The following is a 17,099-nucleotide window of genomic DNA, read 5'->3' as shown; positions in this document are numbered from 1 at the left end:
ACCAGAACCGAGAATCGGACGGCAAGCCAGACCCACAGGGCCTACTACGGATTACTGTCGTCTCTTACCGTTGATCGCCGGGACGGGGTTGACGACCACCGGTAAATATCGACAGTAATCCGTATAACCCCCCGCGTTCGAACAGCCGACAATGACCGAGAGTGAGACCGTGCAGTGCTGGCTCGTCGAACGCGATTACGGAGACAAGAACCTCGTCACGCTCGTGTACGCGACGCCCGACGGCGACCGGGCACAGACCAGCGAGCGCTCGATGACGATGTTGCGCCAGCAGCCACCGACCGCCGCCATCGAGGTGGCGGTCGCGGATCTGGAACCGGTCGCAGACGAAGCCGAGCGCGACCGGTACGCCACCGAGGTCGAGCGCGTCCGATCGCAGTTCGACCCGGACGACGAGATCTAGCGACGAGCTGTCGAGTCGGTTCCACGAAGGGTTATACGTCATCGGAGTAAAATCGGCGCGTATGGCTGCGATCGAACTCGACGGTGTGACGAAGCGGTTCGGTGACGTGACCGCGCTCCAGTCAGTCGACCTGACCGTCGAGGAGGGTGCGATCTTCGGCTTTCTCGGCCCGAACGGTGCCGGGAAGTCGACGTGTATCAACATCCTCCTCGATTTCGTCCGGCCGACCGAGGGGGCGGCGCGCGTGCTGGGCCACGACGCCTACGAGGAGTCGACCGAGATCCGCGAACGGACGGGGGTGTTGCCGGAAGGCTACGACGTGTACGACCGACTCACGGGCTATCAACACCTCGAGTTCGCGATCGAATCGAAGCGGGCCGACGACGACCCGGACGAACTGCTCGACCGGGTCGGCCTGAGTCCCGAGGAGGGCGCGCGCAAGGCCGGGGGCTACTCGAAGGGGATGTCCCAGCGTCTCGTGCTGGCGATGGCACTCGTAGGCGAACCCGACCTGCTGATCCTCGACGAGCCGACGAGCGGACTCGACCCCAACGGGGCGCGCATGCTCCGTGACATCGTCCGTGCGGAGAGCGAGCGAGGCGCGACGGTCTTCTTTTCCTCGCACATCCTCGGACAGGTCGAGGCCGTTTGTGACTCCGTCGGCATCCTCAACGACGGCGAACTCATCGCCAAGGACAGCGTCGAGGGACTCAGATCGGCCGCGACCGGCGACACGAAACTGGTCATCACGGTCGATGGTGACGACGCGGCCGTCGAGACCGCACGAGCGGCCGTCAGCGACCTCGACAGCGTCGTCGACACGGCGACCGAAGGCGACCGTCTGACCGTCGACTGCGACGACGGTGCGAAGATGACGGTGCTCAACGCGATCGAGGACGCAGGCGTCACGGTCGAGGACTTCGAGGCTCAGGAGCTGTCGCTCGAAGACCTGTTCGCGTCGTACACGGAGGAGAAAGCGGAGGTGGCCCCGGAACAATGAGCACCGAAGACAACCCCTTCGACGGCGTCGCTGCTGGTCTCGGTGCTGCCGACGATCGCCTGCACGACACTTTCGGCTGGTACACCGTCGCGAAAAAGGAGTTCCGCGACGCGATCCGGTCGAAGGGACTCTGGCTCCTGTCGCTCGTGTTCATCGTCTTTTTCATCTTGCCGGTCGCCGGTGCGCTCTATCTCGGGCTGGATCTCAACGTCACTGCGGGCGACCAGCAACTCGGGATGCAGGTGCTCATCTCGGGCGTGTATCTCAACATGGTCACCTTCCTGTTGCCGGTCGTCGCCATCTTCGTCGGCTACGCCGCGATCACGAAAGAGCGCACGTCAGGGTCGCTGAAGATCCTGCTGTCCTTGCCCCACTCCCGTCGTGACGTGATCATCGGGAAGGTGCTTGGCCGCTGTGCAGTGGTGGGCGTCCCACTCTTGCTGTCCTACGCCGTCGCCGCGCTCTTCTTTGCGGCGTCGTCGGTGACGTTCAAGCCCGAACTGTACGGTCTCTTCGCGCTGTTTACCTTCGGGTTCGCCATCGTGTTCGTCGCGATCACGGTGAGCATCTCCGGGGCCTTCTCGACCAGTATGCGCTCGGGCATCGCGAGCTTCTTCGCGTACTTCTACCTGACCTTCGGCTGGAACTCCCTGTCGAACGGGGTCGGCCAGATCCTCGCCAATCAACTCGGCGTCCAGGGTGCGGCCCGCTGGCACGCCGTCCTGATCATGAAGCTGCTGAACCCCAGTCAGGCGTACAAGACGCTGACGAACGCGATGCTCGCGGACGGGGACAACGTCGCTCGCTCGGCTCGCTTCAGCATGTTCAGTCAGGACGCCGAATCGATGAAAACGATCTGCTCGTCGGTCCTGAACGGGTCGCCGTCGGTCCAGGAGAGTATGTTCGGCAAGCAGGTCGTCTGTGGCGGCCAGCAGGCCCTGCCCGTGTACTACTCCGACGCTGCGGTCTTCATCGCGATGCTCCTGTGGATCGCCGTCGCGGCGGGGATCAGCTACTACACCTTCAACAGATTCGACCTGTAGGGCTTTTAGTCCGCGATACCGTAGTCGGCCAGCAGCTCCTCGAAGTCGGCTTCGTCGATCACCTCGACGCCTTCGTTCTCGGCGTCGTCCCGTTTCGACTGTCCCGGATTCGATCCGACCACGAGATAGTCGGTGTTGCCCGAGACGCTGCTGGTGGCCGACCCGCCGTGGGCCTCGATCAGATCCTGTGCCTCGCTGCGGGTGTACCCGTCGAGCGAGCCAGTGAAGACGAACGTCAGCCCGTCGAGTTCGTTACCACCCGTCGTCTCGTAGGGCTGTGGGTCGACGTGGGCGAGTAGCGCGTCGAGGACGGCCCTGTTTCGCTCGCCCTGGAAGAAGTCACAGATGCTCGCGGCGACGACCGGGCCGACATCCTCGACAGCCTCGAAGGTCTCGCGGTCGCCCTCGGCACCCGCCCGCTGGATCGCATCGAAGGTGCCGAACTCACGGGCGAGGTTGCGGGCCGTGACGGTCCCAACGTCGTGGATGCCAAGCCCGACGAGGAAGTCGTCGAGCGGTGGCTCGCGCGCGCCACCGACTTCCGCGACCAAATTCTGGGCGCTGGTCTCGCCCCACCCCGCCAGTTCGGCCAGATCGTCGGGGTCCAGTTCGTAGAGATCGGCGGGCGACTCGACCAGGCCTGCTTCGAGCAGTTGCTGGACGGCCTTCTCGCCCAGCCCCTCGATGTCGAGTGCGTCGCGGCTGGCGTAGTGCTGGACCGCACGCTCGCGCTGGGCGGGACAGGCCAGTCCACCGGTGCAGAAGGCCATCGGCCCGTCGCGTTCGACGGGACTGTCACAGACCGGGCACGTCTCGGGGAACGCGACGGTGCCGTCGCCGCCTTTCTCGACGACCTCCACCACGTCGGGGATCACGTCGCCGGCCCGTTTGATACGGACCGTATCGCCCACGGCGACGCCGAGGTCCTCGATCTGGGCGGGGTTGTGCAGCGACGCTCGCGAGACGGTGACGCCACCGACCTCGACGGGATCGAGCAGCGCGACGGGCGTGAGCCGGCCGGTCCGGCCGACCTGCACGACCACGTCACGCAGGACGGTCTGCTCCTTGCGCGCCGGGAACTTGTAGGCGAAGGCCCAGCGGGGTGCGCGACTGGTCGACCCGAGCAGGTCACAGGCGGCCATATCGTCGACCTTCAGGACGACGCCGTCGATCTCGTAGTCCAATCCGTCGCGGGCGTCCAGTTGCCGGTCGCGGTAGTCGATGGCCGCCTCGATATCGTCGACTACCTCGGTCCGGTCACACACCCGCAGGCCCCACTCAGGGAGGCGTTCGTGGAGGTCGCTGTGGGAGACAAAATCGACCGACGCGTCCAGCACGCCGAAGAAGAAAATCGAGAGGGGGCGCTGGGCCGTAATCGAGGGATCGAGCTGTCGGAGCGTCCCGGCGGCGGCGTTCCGTGGGTTGGCGAAGGGATCGTCGCCGGCTTCGACGCGCTCGCGGTTGTACTCGGTGAAGGCGTCGCGTGGCATGTACACCTCACCCCGTACCGCGAGATAGTCCGGGGCGTCCCCGCGCAGGCGCTGGGGGACGCTGGCGATGGTGCGCACGTTTTCGGTCACGTCCTCGCCGACCTCGCCATCCCCGCGGGTGGCGGCGCGCTCGTACTCACCGTCCTCGTAGACGATTTCGACGGAGAGACCGTCGAACTTCGGCTCACAGAAGTACTCGATCTCGCCGTCGTAGTCGGTATCGGCGAGTCGGTCCCTGACCCGGCGGTCGAACTCACGGACCTCGCCGGCTTCGCCGCCCTGGTCGATCGATCCCATCGGCGCGACGTGCTCGACCGACTGGAGTTCGTCCAGTGGCTCGCCGCCGACGCGCTGGGTGGGACTCCCCGAACGGTCGAGGTCGAAGGCGTCTTCGAGGGTTTCGAGGCGAGTAAAGAGGGCGTCGTAGGTCCGGTCACCGATCAGCGGGTCGGCCTGCACGTAGTAGCGGTAATCGTGGTATCGGATCGCCTCACGGAGCTGTTCGGCCTGCTCGCTGGCCTCGTCATCGGTCACGTTCTCGACCGGCTCGAAGTCGGTGGACGGGTCCTCGACGTAGGGATTGTCGTCCGGTATCGCCTGCGTCTCCGTGCTCATTGGATCGAGCATACCGGCGACACGCAAAAGAAGTATCGAGTGTGGAGGACGGCGTCAGCGGGACCGTCGCGCACGGGTTCCACGTTCGCCGTTCCGAGGCTGCTCGCTAGCGTGGAGCGCCGATGTCCTCGGCCGGTTCCTCGGAGCCGTAGTGGTTGGCCTCGTACTCGACGTTCTGCCACGCACCGGTGTGGACCTGCGTGATCGCGCTGCCGTCCCAGCCGTCGGGCGAGGACTTGGGTTCGGTGGCGTTGTAGAACCAGTTGTGGTGAATGTCGGCTACGTCGTCGGGCGTGCCCCGGATGGCGACGGCCTCGGTCGCGCCGTCGTTCTGGACGTGCTCGACAGCCTCGACGGTGTTGTGGTGGACCTCCATCGTCGTGCCGCCGGGCTTGTGCTGGTCGATGACGTGGTCGACCGTATCGGGACCGAAGTGATTGTATCGGACCGTGTAGCCACAGCCGCCAGCGCCGGCGACGCTGTGGCGGTTGTAATTGAAGTAGTTGTACTCGATCAGTGGCTCGCCACGGGTGACGCTGACCCCGTAACCGAGACCGTCCATGGGGTTGTGGTGGACATCGTTGTGGTGAACGTGCGTGTCGGTGTAGGGCCGGATCGCAGCGTGGGAAAAGCCCGAGACCTCGCAGTTGTCGATCTCGACGCCAGTGCCACCAGCCTGCAGGCCGATACTGACGGGACCGTCGGTAAGGTCGGCATACTCCTCGTACTGGCCGGTCACGCGCAGGCCGGTCACGCGAGCGTTCGCGCCGATCACGAACATCGGCCACGGCAGGTCGTCGGTTTCGAGCTGACCACCGGGTGCGCCGTCGATGCCGCGGTTCGACGCCAGCGTGATCCCGTCGGGGATCGACCACTCCGCGCCGGCCATGTCGATGGTCGCGTCACCGGCGACGTAGACCACGTCGCCACTGGACGCACTCGACAGCGCGCTCTCCAGTTCGCTCCGACTACTGGCGGTAACGTCTGCCTGTTCGGGTGCGACGGTGTTCTCGTAGCCCTCGCCCCCACCGATGACCGGTCCGCTAGTGCTCGCGCCGCTCGTCTCGTCGGCAGCCGTCTCGTTCGCGCTCGCTTGCGTTGACGCACGACCGGTGATGCGACCGTCGCCCTCGCCAGCGGCAGACGACTCGCGTGCACTCGCGGCACCGACGCCCGCACCGGAAAGCAGCATCAGCCCGGTGAGTTCGATACAGCGCCGCCGGCTGACGGGCAGGTCGGTTCGTGTCGTCGGTTCGGTCTCGGTTCGGCTCCGGTCTCCGGTAGGTTCCGGCATACTCTGGTAGAGTGAGCTTTCTATTAAAGGGGATTTTTACGGGGTACCGGCGGGGTGCCAACGGCCACGGACCGAACGGACAACAGTTGCGTACCACTCCCGTGCGGTCGTCGGGGTCGTCGAAGGAGCGACAACACTGTGTGAAAAGGTCACAGTACCGCCAGTAAGCTCTAATTACGGCCGTCTGAGCGCGTCGCTGGGCGGTCGGCGAGTAGGGGCGGACGGTCTGCGCGCGAACGAGGAGAGCGAAAATCGCGAAGCGGATCAGTCTGCGGTCGTCGCGCCGGTCGACCCCTCGGTCCCGCGTGCGGACGGTCGCAGCGAGACATCTCCGACAGCGTCGACGTTCGCAAAGAGGAAGCCGGCGAAGGCGAGACGGTTGAGGATGCCCATGTACTGGTCGATCGTGAGCAAGACGAACGCATCGAAGAGGCCGGCGACCGCGAGCACGGCATAGATCAGCAACAGACTGGTCAGAAAGAGCAGCAGGTTCCGGGCCTTCCAGTGGAGGAGGCGACGCTGTTCGGGCACCGTCTGTGCTCGCTGCCAGATCGGCCCGAGCAGGTACGCGATCAGTGCGACCTGCGCTCCGACGACGAAGAGGATCGAGAGCAGGGCGATCAGCCCGCCCGGGATGACACCGACCTGGAAGGCCACTAGCTGGGCGACCGGCGTCACCACGACGATCACGAAGGGTCGCCCGTCGAGGTCGGCGAGACGCGCCATCACGGCGAACAGCAGTCCATACGCGAGGAGATCGTTGAGGAATTTCGGGAAGACGATGTCGCTACCACCGATGGTGATCGTCCCGATCCCGGCGGTGACCAGGCCGGACGCCACGACAGCAGCACCGACGGCCAACACGACCGGGTAGCACAGGGCGCGTCGATCGACGGGTACCCGGCGGAGTCGGACGAGCAGGAGCACCAGTGCAACGGCGTAGACGATGGTCGAGGCGGCGTGGATCATCGTCGCATCAATCATCGTTGCCCTCGGTGGCGGCCGATTCGGACGCGCCACGGTCAGCCGAGACCGCGGTGTCGCGCGTCTCGAAGGAGTCGGTGGACCCTTCGAGGTCGGCAGTCGACTCCACGGTCCCGCGTGCGGACGGTCGCAGCGAGGCAGCGCCGACGGCGTCGATGTTCGCAAAGAGGAAGCCGGCGAACCCGACACGGATGAGGAGACCCATGTACCGACTGATCGTCGCAGACGTGACGCTATCGAAGATGCTGCCGACGGAGAGGACGGCGTAGACGATCAGCATGCCGATCAGGAACAGAACGAGGTTGCGCGCCTTCCAGTGGAGGAGACGGCGCTGTTCGGGCACCGACTCGAGGCCTCGCCAGACCGGACCCAGCAGGTACGCGGCGATCGCAGCGTGGCTGACGACGACGAAGCCAAGCGCAGCGATGCCAAAGAGACCGCCGAATATCACGCCAAGCTCGAAGGCGATGCGCTGGACGACCGGCGTGGCGACGATCAGAGCGAGGGCCCGACCCTCGACGCCGCCGATCCGCGCCATAACGAGGTACAGCAGGGCGTACGAGAGGAGGTCCGAAAGGAAGGTCGGGAGCACCATCTCGTACCCGTTGACAGTCACAGTACCGACACCGGCCGTCACCAGTCCCAGGGCGACGGCACTGATCCCGACGACCAGCACGATCGGGTAACAGAGGGTGCGCCGGTCGACGGGTATCCGGCGGAGCCAGACGAGCAGGAGCACCAGCGCGACGGCGTAGATGGCGGTCGAGCCGGTGTTGATCATCGTCGTCTCAATCATCGTCATTATCTATGGCAGCCTGTTCGGGCACGTGGTGATCGGACGAGACCGCAGCGTCGCGGGTCTCGAAGGAGTCGAGCAACCGTTTGAGATCGGCAGTCTGCTCGGCCAGTTCGTCGGCCCGCGAGCGCACGTCGGCCATGGTCGTCGCCGTCTCGTCGGCGGTGTCGGCAAGCTCGTGTGACCGGTCCGCGACGCGCTGGGCGGCCTCGGCCACCTGATCGATCGCCGCCGACACTTCTTCGGTCGCGGCCGCGCCGTCGTCGGTCGCCCGTGCGATCTCGCCCATCGCGTCGTCGACCTCGTCGACGGTGTCGGTCAACGACCCCAGCGTCTCGCCGGCCTCGGTGACCGTCTCGACGCCGTCGTCGATGCGCTCGCGGGTGCGATCCATCTCGTCGGTCACGTCGTCGACGTCCTCGCGTGCGCCGTCGATGATCGCGTCGATCTCGTCGATGGCATCCTGGGTCTGCTCGGCCAGCCCCTTGACCTCGTTGGCGACGACGGCGAAGCCGTCCCCACCGTCGCCGGCGTGGGAGGCCTCGATGTTGGCGTTGAGCGCGAGGATGTTGGTCTGTGCGGCGATCTCGTCGATGATCTCGGTCGTCTCGCCGACCTCGTCCATCCGATCGTCGACGGCGGTGACGAGGCGATCCAGTTCGTCGACGGCCGCTTCGACGCGCTGGATCGTCTCGACGGCCGTCTCGGTACGGGCGGCCCCGGTTTCACCGACATCGGCGGCTTCGGTGGCGCGTCGCGCGACCTCGTCGGTCGTCGAGGCGACCTCCTCGATGGTCGCCGAGAGATTGTTCGTCTCGGCGACGGCGCTCTGGAGTCGCTCGGCCTGCGTTTCGACGTCGGTCGCCAGTTCACGGATGTCCGACACCAGCGATTCGTTGAGCCGTTCGACTTCGGCGGCGTCCTCTGCGACGGCCTCGCTGGCCCGCTCGACCGTGGTCGCGAACTCGCGGATGTCCGCGACCGTCCCCGAGAGGTCGACGGTCATCTGCTCGTAGGCGTCGGCGATCCGCTTGATCGCGTCGACGTCGGTGTCGGTCGACAGCCGGCGGGTGAAATCACCGTCGGCGGCGGCCGCCATCGCGTCGCCGATCGAGTCGGCCTCGTCGAGGAGGCGGTCGTTGAACGCCTCGGCCTCCTCGCGAGCGGTCTCGGCGTCGGCCTGAGCGGCTTCTGCCTCCTGTCGGGCCTGCTCCGAGTCCTCGAAGGCCGCTTCGAGCGAATCACGCATCCGGTCGAAGGCCTCGGCGAGACGACCGAACTCGTCGGGGCGGTCCACGTCGGGTGAGGCCGACAGATCGCCGTCTTCGATCGCGGCGGCAGCGTCGGTTAGCTGACGCATCTCGATGGTCACGTTGCCACCGAGGACGATCCCGAGCAGGCCAAGGTTGAGCACGATAATGAACAGCGTGCCTGCGACACCTGCGAGACCTGCGCCGGGTGTGGTGGCAACGTGGATGGCGAAAACAGTGCCCAAAAAGATCGTCACACCGAGCGTGATCGCAAGCGCCGCACCGATGCGACGGCTGTACCGCGAAGCGATCCAGGTGACGGGTCGATTGCTCATACGACTGGAAACGTTATCGATGACGGGGTTATACCTATGGTCCCAAATTCGATGTTTGATAATCGAGAGGGAGTTGCCAGATACCGACGGCAAAGAGAAAGCGAGCGGTCACGGCGGCCGGTCGCTGGAAACTACAGTCCGGCGACGTCTTCGATGGCGTCGGTCAGCGTCTTGATCGACTCGACGTCGTGTTCGCCCATGTGACCGATGCGGAACGTCTGCTCGCCCAGCTGGGAGCCGTAGCCGTTCGAGAAGACCATGTCGTACTTTTCGGAGACTTCCTCGATGGTGGCGGCCACGTCGATGCCCTGCGTGTTCTCGATGCAAGAGACCGTCTGGGACTCGTAGCCTGCTTCGGGGAACAGATCGAAGTGGTCGCGGGCCCACTCGCGGGTGTACTCGGCCATCTCGCGGTGGCGCTGATCGCGGGCCTCGTGGGACTCGTCGAGCATGTGCTTCATCTGCTTGCGGTAGGCCAGCATCACGGGGATGGCCGGCGTCGAGTGGGTCTGGCCCTTCCGGTCGTAGTAGTCCAGACAGCGCCGGAAGCCACCGTACCACGAGGACGTCTCCTTCTCTACCTCGCGGTCGTAGGCGTCGTCGCTGACGACACACACTGCCAGTCCCGGCGGCATGGCGAAGGCCTTCTGTGTCGAGGTGAAGATCACGTCGATGTTGTGCTGGTCGATGTCGACGTAGTCCCCGCCCAGCGCGGAGACGGCGTCGACGACGAAGTAGGTGTCCGGGTACTCCGCAACCACGTCACCGATCTCCTCGATGGGGTTCCTGACACCGGTCGAGGACTCGTTCATCACGGCCGCGACCACGTCGTAGTGGGTCTCGCTCGATTCGAGTTCGGCACGGATGTCCTCGGGCTTGATCGCCTGTCCCCACTCGTATTCGAGGCGGTCGACGGTTTTACCGAGACGCTCGGCGACGTTGGCGTGGCGCTCGCTGAAGCTCCCACAGGTCGGGACGAGGATGTTCTCGTCGACCAGATTCAGCGTCGAGGCCTCCCAGAACTCCGTGCCGGAAGCGGTGAGGATGATGACCTCGTTGTCGGTGCCGAGGAACGCCTTCGTGTCCTCGACGATGGTCGTGTAGAGGTCGGTCATCCGGTCCATCCGGTGGCCGAACATCGGCTGGGCCATCTCCTGAATCACGTCGTCACGGACTTCGGTCGGGCCGGGGATATACAGCGTCTTGTCGGGATAGTCGTCTTTGTATTCGCTTTTTTTCGTCACGGCAGACACCTTGCAGTATGGTAGTGGGTAGAAGCGAAGGGGTATGGTAGTTGTGATACCGGTTGCACACTGTCACAGCGCCGCTGCTCCCCGTCGACTGGGCGCATCGGCGAGGAGGTCAGTGACGGTGGTGGCGTGAGAGGGTCTGAGGCGCGAGAAAACGACACTTACCCCGGAAAGCCAGCGATAAGCACTTGCTTCACGGGACGACAGCAGGGTCGACAGGAGGGACTTACTGTGCCCGCTCGCGGACAACGGACGATTACCGTAATCAGTCGAAACTGGCTACAAAACGGGAGCTAGCCGCCGTGAGACACTTGCTCTTCCATAACAAAGGGCGACAGGCCGTTTTACTCCGGTGCATGCCAGAGAGTTCATCCAGAACCGCCCTTGTACTGTTTCTCGTGGTCGCACTCGTCGGGAGTGCGTCCCTCGTCGGGGTCGGCTTCAGTCAGGAGACCGACACCGACGACGACAGCGAATCGTCGACACAGACGACATCGTACCTCCGTGTCGCTCACGCGGCACCCGGGGCCGGGGCCGTCGACGTGTACGTCGACAATCAGAGCGTCGCGTCGAACGTTCCGTTCGGTGCCGTCAGTGACTACCTTGCACTCGACGCCGGGAACCACACCGTGACAGTCACCGTCGTGGGCGTCCGCGACGCCGTCGTGTTCGAAGAGACTGTCGACCTCGAAGAGCGAACGGCAACGACAGTCGCCGCGACGGTCTCGACAGAGGACGGTGGCGATATCGTCCCGCAGTCGTACCTCGACGACGCCCGAACCCCCGGCGACGACGAGTCGGCGCTCCGACTCGTCCACCTCTCGCCGAACGCGCCCGCGGTCGACATCGTGGCCGTCAGTGACGGTGCCGCCGAGACAGAGACCGAAACCGAGACCGAAGCCGTCGCCGACAACGAGACCGAGACCGAAGCCGTCGCCGACAACGAGACCGAGACCGAAGCCGTCGCCGACAACGAGACCGAGACCGAAGCCGTCGCCGACAACGAGACCGAGACCGAAACCGGAGCGACGGCAGAGACCGTCCTCGCGGAGGACCTCAGCTACACTGAGGCGACCGACTATCTGACTGTGCCGGCCGGTGAATACACGGTCGAAGTCAGAGTCGCACAAGAAGACAACGACGGTGCGGTCGTCGCCACTGTCGACGCCACACTGGAAGGCGGGACGGCGTACTCGGGCTGGGCGATCGGCAACGTCCCCGCCGAGAACGGCACGGAGGTCCCGCCGACCTTCCGCGTCCTGACGACCGCCGACGCCAGCACGAACCTCCAGTTCCCGGCAGGAACGCCCGGCACGCCAGCGCCGGCAAACGAGACCGAGACGCCCGGGGAGAACGTCACCGAGGAGACTGAAACCGAGACCGCCGCTGAAGAGAACGAAACCGAAACTGCTGCTGAGGAGACTGAGACCGCCGCCGAGGAGACGGAAACCGAGACCGCTGCCGAGGAGACCGAGACTGCCGCCGAAGAGACCGAAACTGCTGCCGAGGAAACCGAAACCGCCGCCGAGGAAACTGAGACCGAAACTGCTGCCGAGGAAACCGAAACCGCCGCAGAGGAGACCGAGACCGCCGCCGAGGAAACGGAAACCGCTGCCGAGGAGACCGAGACCGCCGCCGAGGAAACGGAAACCGAGACCGAAGCGGCGACGTAGCGCGAGCGAACGCTCTTTCTTTCGATTCCCACGTGTGTCGATAGCACCGGGTCCCCATCGCTGGTGGGGCGCGTGCCGAGCAAGTGAACTGGGCAGCCATCGACAGTCACCGAGTGGTTCCGCCGTCGGGGTGGCTCGCTCGGTCAGACTTAACTGACCGCTCGCCCAGCGGTCGTGTATGGATCACGAGACCGCCGGTCGCGCGTGTGGCGAGATTCTCGACGCCGTCGGGAGTGCAGTGATCGCCGACGATGCCTTCCTCGAAACGGTGTTGACCGGTATCCTCGCGCAGGGCCACGTGCTGCTCGAAGACGTGCCCGGTACCGGCAAGACCCTGACCGCTCGGAGTTTCGCCAACGCGCTCGACCTCACCTTCCATCGCATCCAGTTCACCCCGGACCTCCTGCCCGCCGACATCACGGGGTCGAACGTCTACAACGAGGGGACCGGGCGCTTCGAGTTCGCGCCGGGACCGATCTTCGCCAACGTCGTGCTGGCCGACGAGATCAACCGCGCACCGCCGAAGACACAGGCCGCGCTGCTGGAAGCGATGGGGGAGGGACAGGTCACCGTCGACGGCGAGACCCACGACCTGCCCGATCCCTTCTTCGTCATCGCCACCCAGAACCCCGTCGAGCAGGAGGGGACCTTCGGCCTGCCCGAAGCCCAGCGCGACCGCTTTATCGTCAAAACGGCGATGGGCTACCCCGACTTCGCGGGCGAACGGGAGCTGATCGACCGGCGGGCCGACCGAACCGCAAAGGCCCCGAGTGTCACCGCCATCGTCGATTCCGAGCGCATCCCGGACCTCCAGCGGGTCGCCGAGGGCGTCACCGTCGACGAGAAGCTCAGGGACTACGTCGTCGCGCTCGGCCGGGCGACCCGCGAGGACGACCGCGTCGACGTGGGCGTCTCACCGCGGGGTCTCCAGCGCCTGTTCGAGGCCGCACGCGCCCGCGCCGTAGTCGAGGGTCGGGACTACGTCGTCCCACAGGACATCCAGACCGTCGTCGGCGACGTGTTCGCTCACCGCCTCGTCCTGACCGCCGACGCCAGCGTCCGGGACACCGATCCCGCCACAGTCGTGGCGGACGTACTCGAACGGATCGAGGTGCCAGCAGTGTCGCCGACGTAGTCGTCAGTGAGGAACCGGGACGACACATCCGAACCCGACGTGGTCAGTCGTGTGCTGGCTCGCCGATAGTGATCGTCCGGTCGACGGGAAACAGTGCGAACAGTGCAAATAGCGCGTACAGCGCCGGTTCGTTCGTCACGACACCGAAGACGCCGAGGATGCCGAGCGCACCCAGTCTGTTCACGTGGAATTCCATGTGAAACGTGTCGGCCGGCGAGTACTAAGACGCAGGCGAACGTTCCCACAATGTGAAAACGGCGGGGCGACAGGGCAGTCTACTCGACCCCTCACTCGGCGTCGAGACTCGGCGCGAACGACTGGTCGCGCGCCACCACCGTTGCTGGCGTGAACCGGACGAACGACCAGCGGTCGGGGTCCAGATCGCGAAAGCGCGGGTCCCACTGGGAGGGGTCGTCGCCGAGATACTTTCGGAGCAATCGCTCTGAGCGGTCCGCTTCCAGCGGGACCAGCGCCGCCCGCCCGCGCATCCCGACGTGGTGGACCCGGCCGGTCGTCGGGTCGGCGTCGACGACCGCGAGGGCAGTGTCCGGGCAGGCCTCGATTCGCGCCGTGTAGGACTTGCCGACGGTATCACCGAGGATCCAGACGTGGCCGTCCTCCCACAGGAACCAGAGCGGCGAGACACGAGGCTGTCCCGCGGGTGACGTGGTCGCGAGAAAGCAAAACAGCGGGCGGGCGAGTACCTCGTCGAGGGGGACGTCCAGCGTGTTTTCGACGATCTCCATGGGGTAGCGTCGTCCCGTCGACAAGTAAGCTTGCAGCCTGCCTCACTAACGCAACGCGACGAGCAGCGCCAGCAGGCCGGCGAGCACCGCGACGAGACCGAGGACGACGGTCCCACTGGCGACGGAGATGACGCCGGTGGTGTAGGTCCCGAGTGCCAGCGCGGCGGTCGCGCCGACGCCGCCGACCGCGAGCATTCCCGTGGCGTGGACCAGTTCGGTCCGGCGGGTCCCGCTACTGCGGCCGATCTCGCGGCCGAGTGTCGTCCCGAACTCGCCGACATCCCAGACGAGGACGGCGGCGATCAGGCTCCCGAACAGCACCGTCGTCGAGACGCCGACGACGCCCGCGAAGGCGGCGGTCTGGAACAGGGCCACGCTGGCGATGCCGACGCCGGCAGTGCGGTCCGCCAGATACTTCGTCAGCAGCGTGAGCCACAGGACGGTCAGGGCCAGCGTCGCGAGCAACAACACCACGCCGACGGCAGTCATCACGATGGCGAGCGAGCCGTAGAACTCCACGACCAGTCCCGACATCTCCCGGAACCGTGGGCCGAACGCGCCGGGCAGGGTGTCGGCGACCCAGTCGAGCAGCGCCGACAGCACTGGCTCGGCGACGACCGTCGTGGCGACGAGGACGAGCGTCCCCGCGGCGAAGGGAGCCAGCGTCGCGCCGATCCGGTCGGCGGACGTCTGGACCAGTCGCTGCAACAGCCAGACGACGAGGAGGATCGCGACGCCGACGACGATGGTCCACCACAGCAGTTCCCGTGGGCCTGTGGCAGTCGTCAGCGCCGTGAGCGTGTCGAACAGCGGCGGGGAGAGCAAGCGACGCAGCCGCGTGACCGGGACGAGGAAGTCGGCGAGAATGCCGACCGGGATTCCGAGCGTCGCCACCGTCGCGAGCCAGAACAGACTGCGGTGGACGGTCTCGATGGCGTCCTCTGCGGTCGTTCCGGTCGCGAGTTCGGAGACGGGGAGCGCGGCCAGTACGCGGCGCGTGACCAGCAGCGCCAGCACGACGAACAGCAGGAAGGAAGTCACGTTGGGGCGGGTCGGCGGCGGCGCAAAGAGCACCGTCGTCGTCGCGCGCAACACGTCGCCGACGACCGCGCCGACGCCGAGCACGTCGGTGTTGGATTCGAGATAGTTCAGAATCTTCCCGACGACCAGCACCAACCCGAGCGCCAGCGGCAGGAGCGTGGTCTTGAGGGAGGCCGTCGTCGCTCGCTTTGCCGTCTCGCGATCGAGGACGTTGCCGACCGCGACGGTCCCGCCGAAGATCGCGCCGACCGCACCGACGACGACCATCGCCCGCGCGGTCAGATCGATAACCGTCGCCGGTAGCTGTGACAGCGACGGCACCGGGAACAGGACTCCGGCGAGGACGATGACGGTCCCGATGGTCGCGGCGACGAGACCGACGCCGACGGGCAGGGCGAGGAGGCTGGCGAGCGCCACCCCGACAGCCCGGTAGCGCTCCCAGCCGGCCGTCCAGATGGCGATCCCGAGTGTCACTGCGCCGACCCCACCCAGCATCGCGGGCAACGAGACGCCGATCGCACGGACCAGCACCGTCGCCGTCAGTAGCGTGGTGCAGACGACCAGTGCCGTGCTCGTCGTGGTGGGTCGGTCGGTGATCGGTCCGTCGGTGATCGTGTCGTCGGTCATCGTGAGAACAACTCCGCGAGGGATGCGCGCATGGCGATGTCGATGGGGTCGACCAGATTCCAGTCGATCAGTGTCGTGCCGACCAGTTCGATCGATTCGAGCCGTAGCTGTCGTTCCAGCGTGGCGACGGACTGGGCGAGGTCGTCACCGCGGGTCACGTCGGGGCTGACGACCGTCGTCGGGTAGTGGCGGGCGCGCAGGCTCGTCGCCAGTTCGACCGGCCACGCGTCGAGGACGGGCGAGAAGACGACGACCTGCGCGGTCGGGGGCAGGCGTGCGAGCAGCCGCTGGACGGCCGGGTCCTGTCGTGCGTCGTCGGACGCGCTCGCGCCGCTTCCGTCGGCAGCGACACGCTCGGCGGCGGGCGCGGCCTCGCTGGCAGCGACACTGTCCCGGGCGGCCGCCGACTGGACGCCGTCGAACAGGCGACTCGCTTGTGGACTCGCCGCGCCGCCGTCGGGGTCGACCCACGCGAGTCCGTCGGGTGAGAGGCCACCGACCACGTCCTCCTCGGCGAGACCGACGGCGGTGAGACTGGCGACGACACCCGACTGTGCGAGTGCGTCGAGCAGGCGCTCGGCGGCGTAGGCCGACAGTTCCGCCCCGGTCGGATAGCCCGCCTCGGGCGTGACCCGCGTGATCGGCCGGGCGTCGACCACGAGGACGGTGCGGACGGCCTGCTCTTCGCGGTACTCGACGGTCGTGAGTTCGTTCGTCTTCGCGAAGCGCCGCCAGTCGATCCGGGAGACGGGATCACCGGGCTGGTAGTCCCGCGTGGCGTGGAACTCCAGTCCGCTCCCGCCGCTGTCGGTCGGCAGCGTGCCGGCACGGGGCAAGGTGGCGTCTGCCAGTGGCACCTCCGCGACGACGTTGGCACACGTCAGCGCGGTGTCGCCGTCGGGTTCGACGGTCGTCGTCGCGACTTCCGTCGCCGCCAGCGGGCGGATGCGCACGACCGGATCGTCGAAGGCGTAGGTCCCGCGCTTCGAGCGAACGGCGTACTCGACGGTCATCGACTCGCCGGGGCGCAGGGAGCCACACCCGCGTGGCGACCCGTCGACGACGCGCAACTCCGAGGGGACGCCGTCGACGACGCGCACGTCAGTGAGCGAACTGTCGCCGGTGTTCTCGACGGTCAGGGTCACCGCGACCGGATCGCCCGGCGTCGGGGCCGCGGCGGCGACGGTTCGCTCGGCCGCGAGGTCGGCCGCTGGCACCCGAGCGAGCGCGCCGAAGAGGACGTAGGCGAGCGGGATCGCTGCGCCGGCAAACAGCGCCGGCTCCGCGGCCAGCAGGCCGACGCTGACCAACGTCACCGTCCCAGCGAGGGCGATGCCCCAGCGACGGACGCGCTCGGTCACCGCCACCCCTCCGTGAGTGTGGCGGCTCCGCTTGACGC

Annotated in this window: 15 protein-coding genes; 5 read left to right on the top strand and 10 right to left on the bottom strand. The window is 66.5% G+C overall.

All coding sequences use genetic code 11. The features are described 5' to 3' along the window. Positions 1-151 precede the first annotated feature (151 nt). The 3 genes from AC5FRW_RS16455 to AC5FRW_RS16445 all read left to right on the top strand — a co-directional run bounded on the left by AC5FRW_RS16455 (position 152) and on the right by AC5FRW_RS16445 (position 2,464). The gene (locus AC5FRW_RS16455) at positions 152-421 is read left to right on the top strand and encodes a DUF7967 family protein (protein ID WP_493569552.1); all 270 of its coding nucleotides are present in this window, start codon (positions 152-154) and stop codon (positions 419-421) included. Positions 422-482: 61 nt separating this feature from the next. Further along, positions 483-1,421: an ABC transporter ATP-binding protein gene (locus AC5FRW_RS16450; protein ID WP_493569551.1), complete on the top strand. Its 939-nt coding sequence runs from the start codon at positions 483-485 to the stop codon at positions 1,419-1,421. Beyond that, on the top strand, positions 1,418-2,464 hold the full coding sequence (locus tag AC5FRW_RS16445) for an ABC transporter permease subunit (RefSeq protein WP_493569550.1): 1,047 nt from the start codon (positions 1,418-1,420) through the stop codon (positions 2,462-2,464). The genes AC5FRW_RS16450 and AC5FRW_RS16445 overlap by 4 nt, the downstream gene beginning before the upstream one ends. 5 nt (positions 2,465-2,469) lie before the next feature. Here AC5FRW_RS16445 and ligA read toward each other — a convergent pair whose 3' ends face one another. From ligA to AC5FRW_RS16415, 6 genes are all read right to left on the bottom strand, one after another. Continuing rightward, on the bottom strand, positions 2,470-4,569 hold the full coding sequence (ligA, locus tag AC5FRW_RS16440) for an NAD-dependent DNA ligase LigA (RefSeq protein ID WP_493569549.1): 2,100 nt from the start codon (positions 4,567-4,569) through the stop codon (positions 2,470-2,472). 106 nt (positions 4,570-4,675) lie between these two features. After that, a complete protein-coding gene (locus AC5FRW_RS16435) occupies positions 4,676-5,863 on the bottom strand; it encodes a hypothetical protein (RefSeq protein WP_493569548.1) in 1,188 nt (395 codons plus the stop codon). A 264-nt stretch (positions 5,864-6,127) separates the two neighbouring features. Next, the gene (locus AC5FRW_RS16430; RefSeq protein WP_493569547.1) at positions 6,128-6,847 is read right to left on the bottom strand and encodes a rhodopsin; all 720 of its coding nucleotides are present in this window, start codon (positions 6,845-6,847) and stop codon (positions 6,128-6,130) included. Further along, positions 6,840-7,649, bottom strand: coding sequence for a G protein-coupled receptor family protein (locus AC5FRW_RS16425; RefSeq protein WP_493569546.1), 810 nt, complete (start codon positions 7,647-7,649; stop codon positions 6,840-6,842). The genes AC5FRW_RS16430 and AC5FRW_RS16425 overlap by 8 nt, the downstream gene beginning before the upstream one ends. Further along, complete coding sequence (locus AC5FRW_RS16420) at positions 7,636-9,228, bottom strand: methyl-accepting chemotaxis protein (RefSeq protein ID WP_493569545.1); 1,593 nt, start codon at positions 9,226-9,228, stop codon at positions 7,636-7,638. The genes AC5FRW_RS16425 and AC5FRW_RS16420 overlap by 14 nt, the downstream gene beginning before the upstream one ends. A gap of 131 nt (positions 9,229-9,359) precedes the next feature. After that, entirely contained in the window at positions 9,360-10,472 is a 1,113-nt protein-coding gene (locus AC5FRW_RS16415) for a pyridoxal-phosphate-dependent aminotransferase family protein (RefSeq protein WP_493569544.1), read from the bottom strand. Between the two features lie 404 nt (positions 10,473-10,876). Between AC5FRW_RS16415 and AC5FRW_RS16410 the strand changes: the two genes are divergently transcribed. Then, complete coding sequence (locus tag AC5FRW_RS16410; protein WP_493569543.1) at positions 10,877-12,151, top strand: DUF4397 domain-containing protein; 1,275 nt, start codon at positions 10,877-10,879, stop codon at positions 12,149-12,151. Between the two features lie 178 nt (positions 12,152-12,329). Next, positions 12,330-13,286: an AAA family ATPase gene (locus AC5FRW_RS16405; protein WP_493569542.1), complete on the top strand. Its 957-nt coding sequence runs from the start codon at positions 12,330-12,332 to the stop codon at positions 13,284-13,286. A gap of 43 nt (positions 13,287-13,329) precedes the next feature. Here AC5FRW_RS16405 and AC5FRW_RS16400 read toward each other — a convergent pair whose 3' ends face one another. The 4 genes from AC5FRW_RS16400 to AC5FRW_RS16385 form a co-directional block, all read right to left on the bottom strand. Continuing rightward, the gene (locus AC5FRW_RS16400; protein ID WP_493569541.1) at positions 13,330-13,482 is read right to left on the bottom strand and encodes a hypothetical protein; all 153 of its coding nucleotides are present in this window, start codon (positions 13,480-13,482) and stop codon (positions 13,330-13,332) included. A gap of 91 nt (positions 13,483-13,573) precedes the next feature. Further along, positions 13,574-14,032, bottom strand: a complete 459-nt coding sequence (locus AC5FRW_RS16395; RefSeq protein ID WP_493569540.1) for a pyridoxamine 5'-phosphate oxidase family protein — start codon at positions 14,030-14,032, stop codon at positions 13,574-13,576. A gap of 45 nt (positions 14,033-14,077) precedes the next feature. Next, complete coding sequence (locus tag AC5FRW_RS16390) at positions 14,078-15,700, bottom strand: DUF7519 family protein (RefSeq protein WP_493569539.1); 1,623 nt, start codon at positions 15,698-15,700, stop codon at positions 14,078-14,080. Further along, positions 15,697-17,061: a DUF58 domain-containing protein gene (locus AC5FRW_RS16385; RefSeq protein WP_493569538.1), complete on the bottom strand. Its 1,365-nt coding sequence runs from the start codon at positions 17,059-17,061 to the stop codon at positions 15,697-15,699. Before AC5FRW_RS16385 ends, AC5FRW_RS16390 begins: the two co-directional genes overlap by 4 nt. Between the last annotated feature and the right edge of the window lie 38 nt (positions 17,062-17,099).

It is taken from the genome of Halomicrobium sp. HArcht3-1 (genome assembly GCF_058933345.1).
The sequence above is the reverse complement of the archived record's forward strand: the minus strand, read 5'-3'. Positions and strand labels throughout refer to the sequence as shown.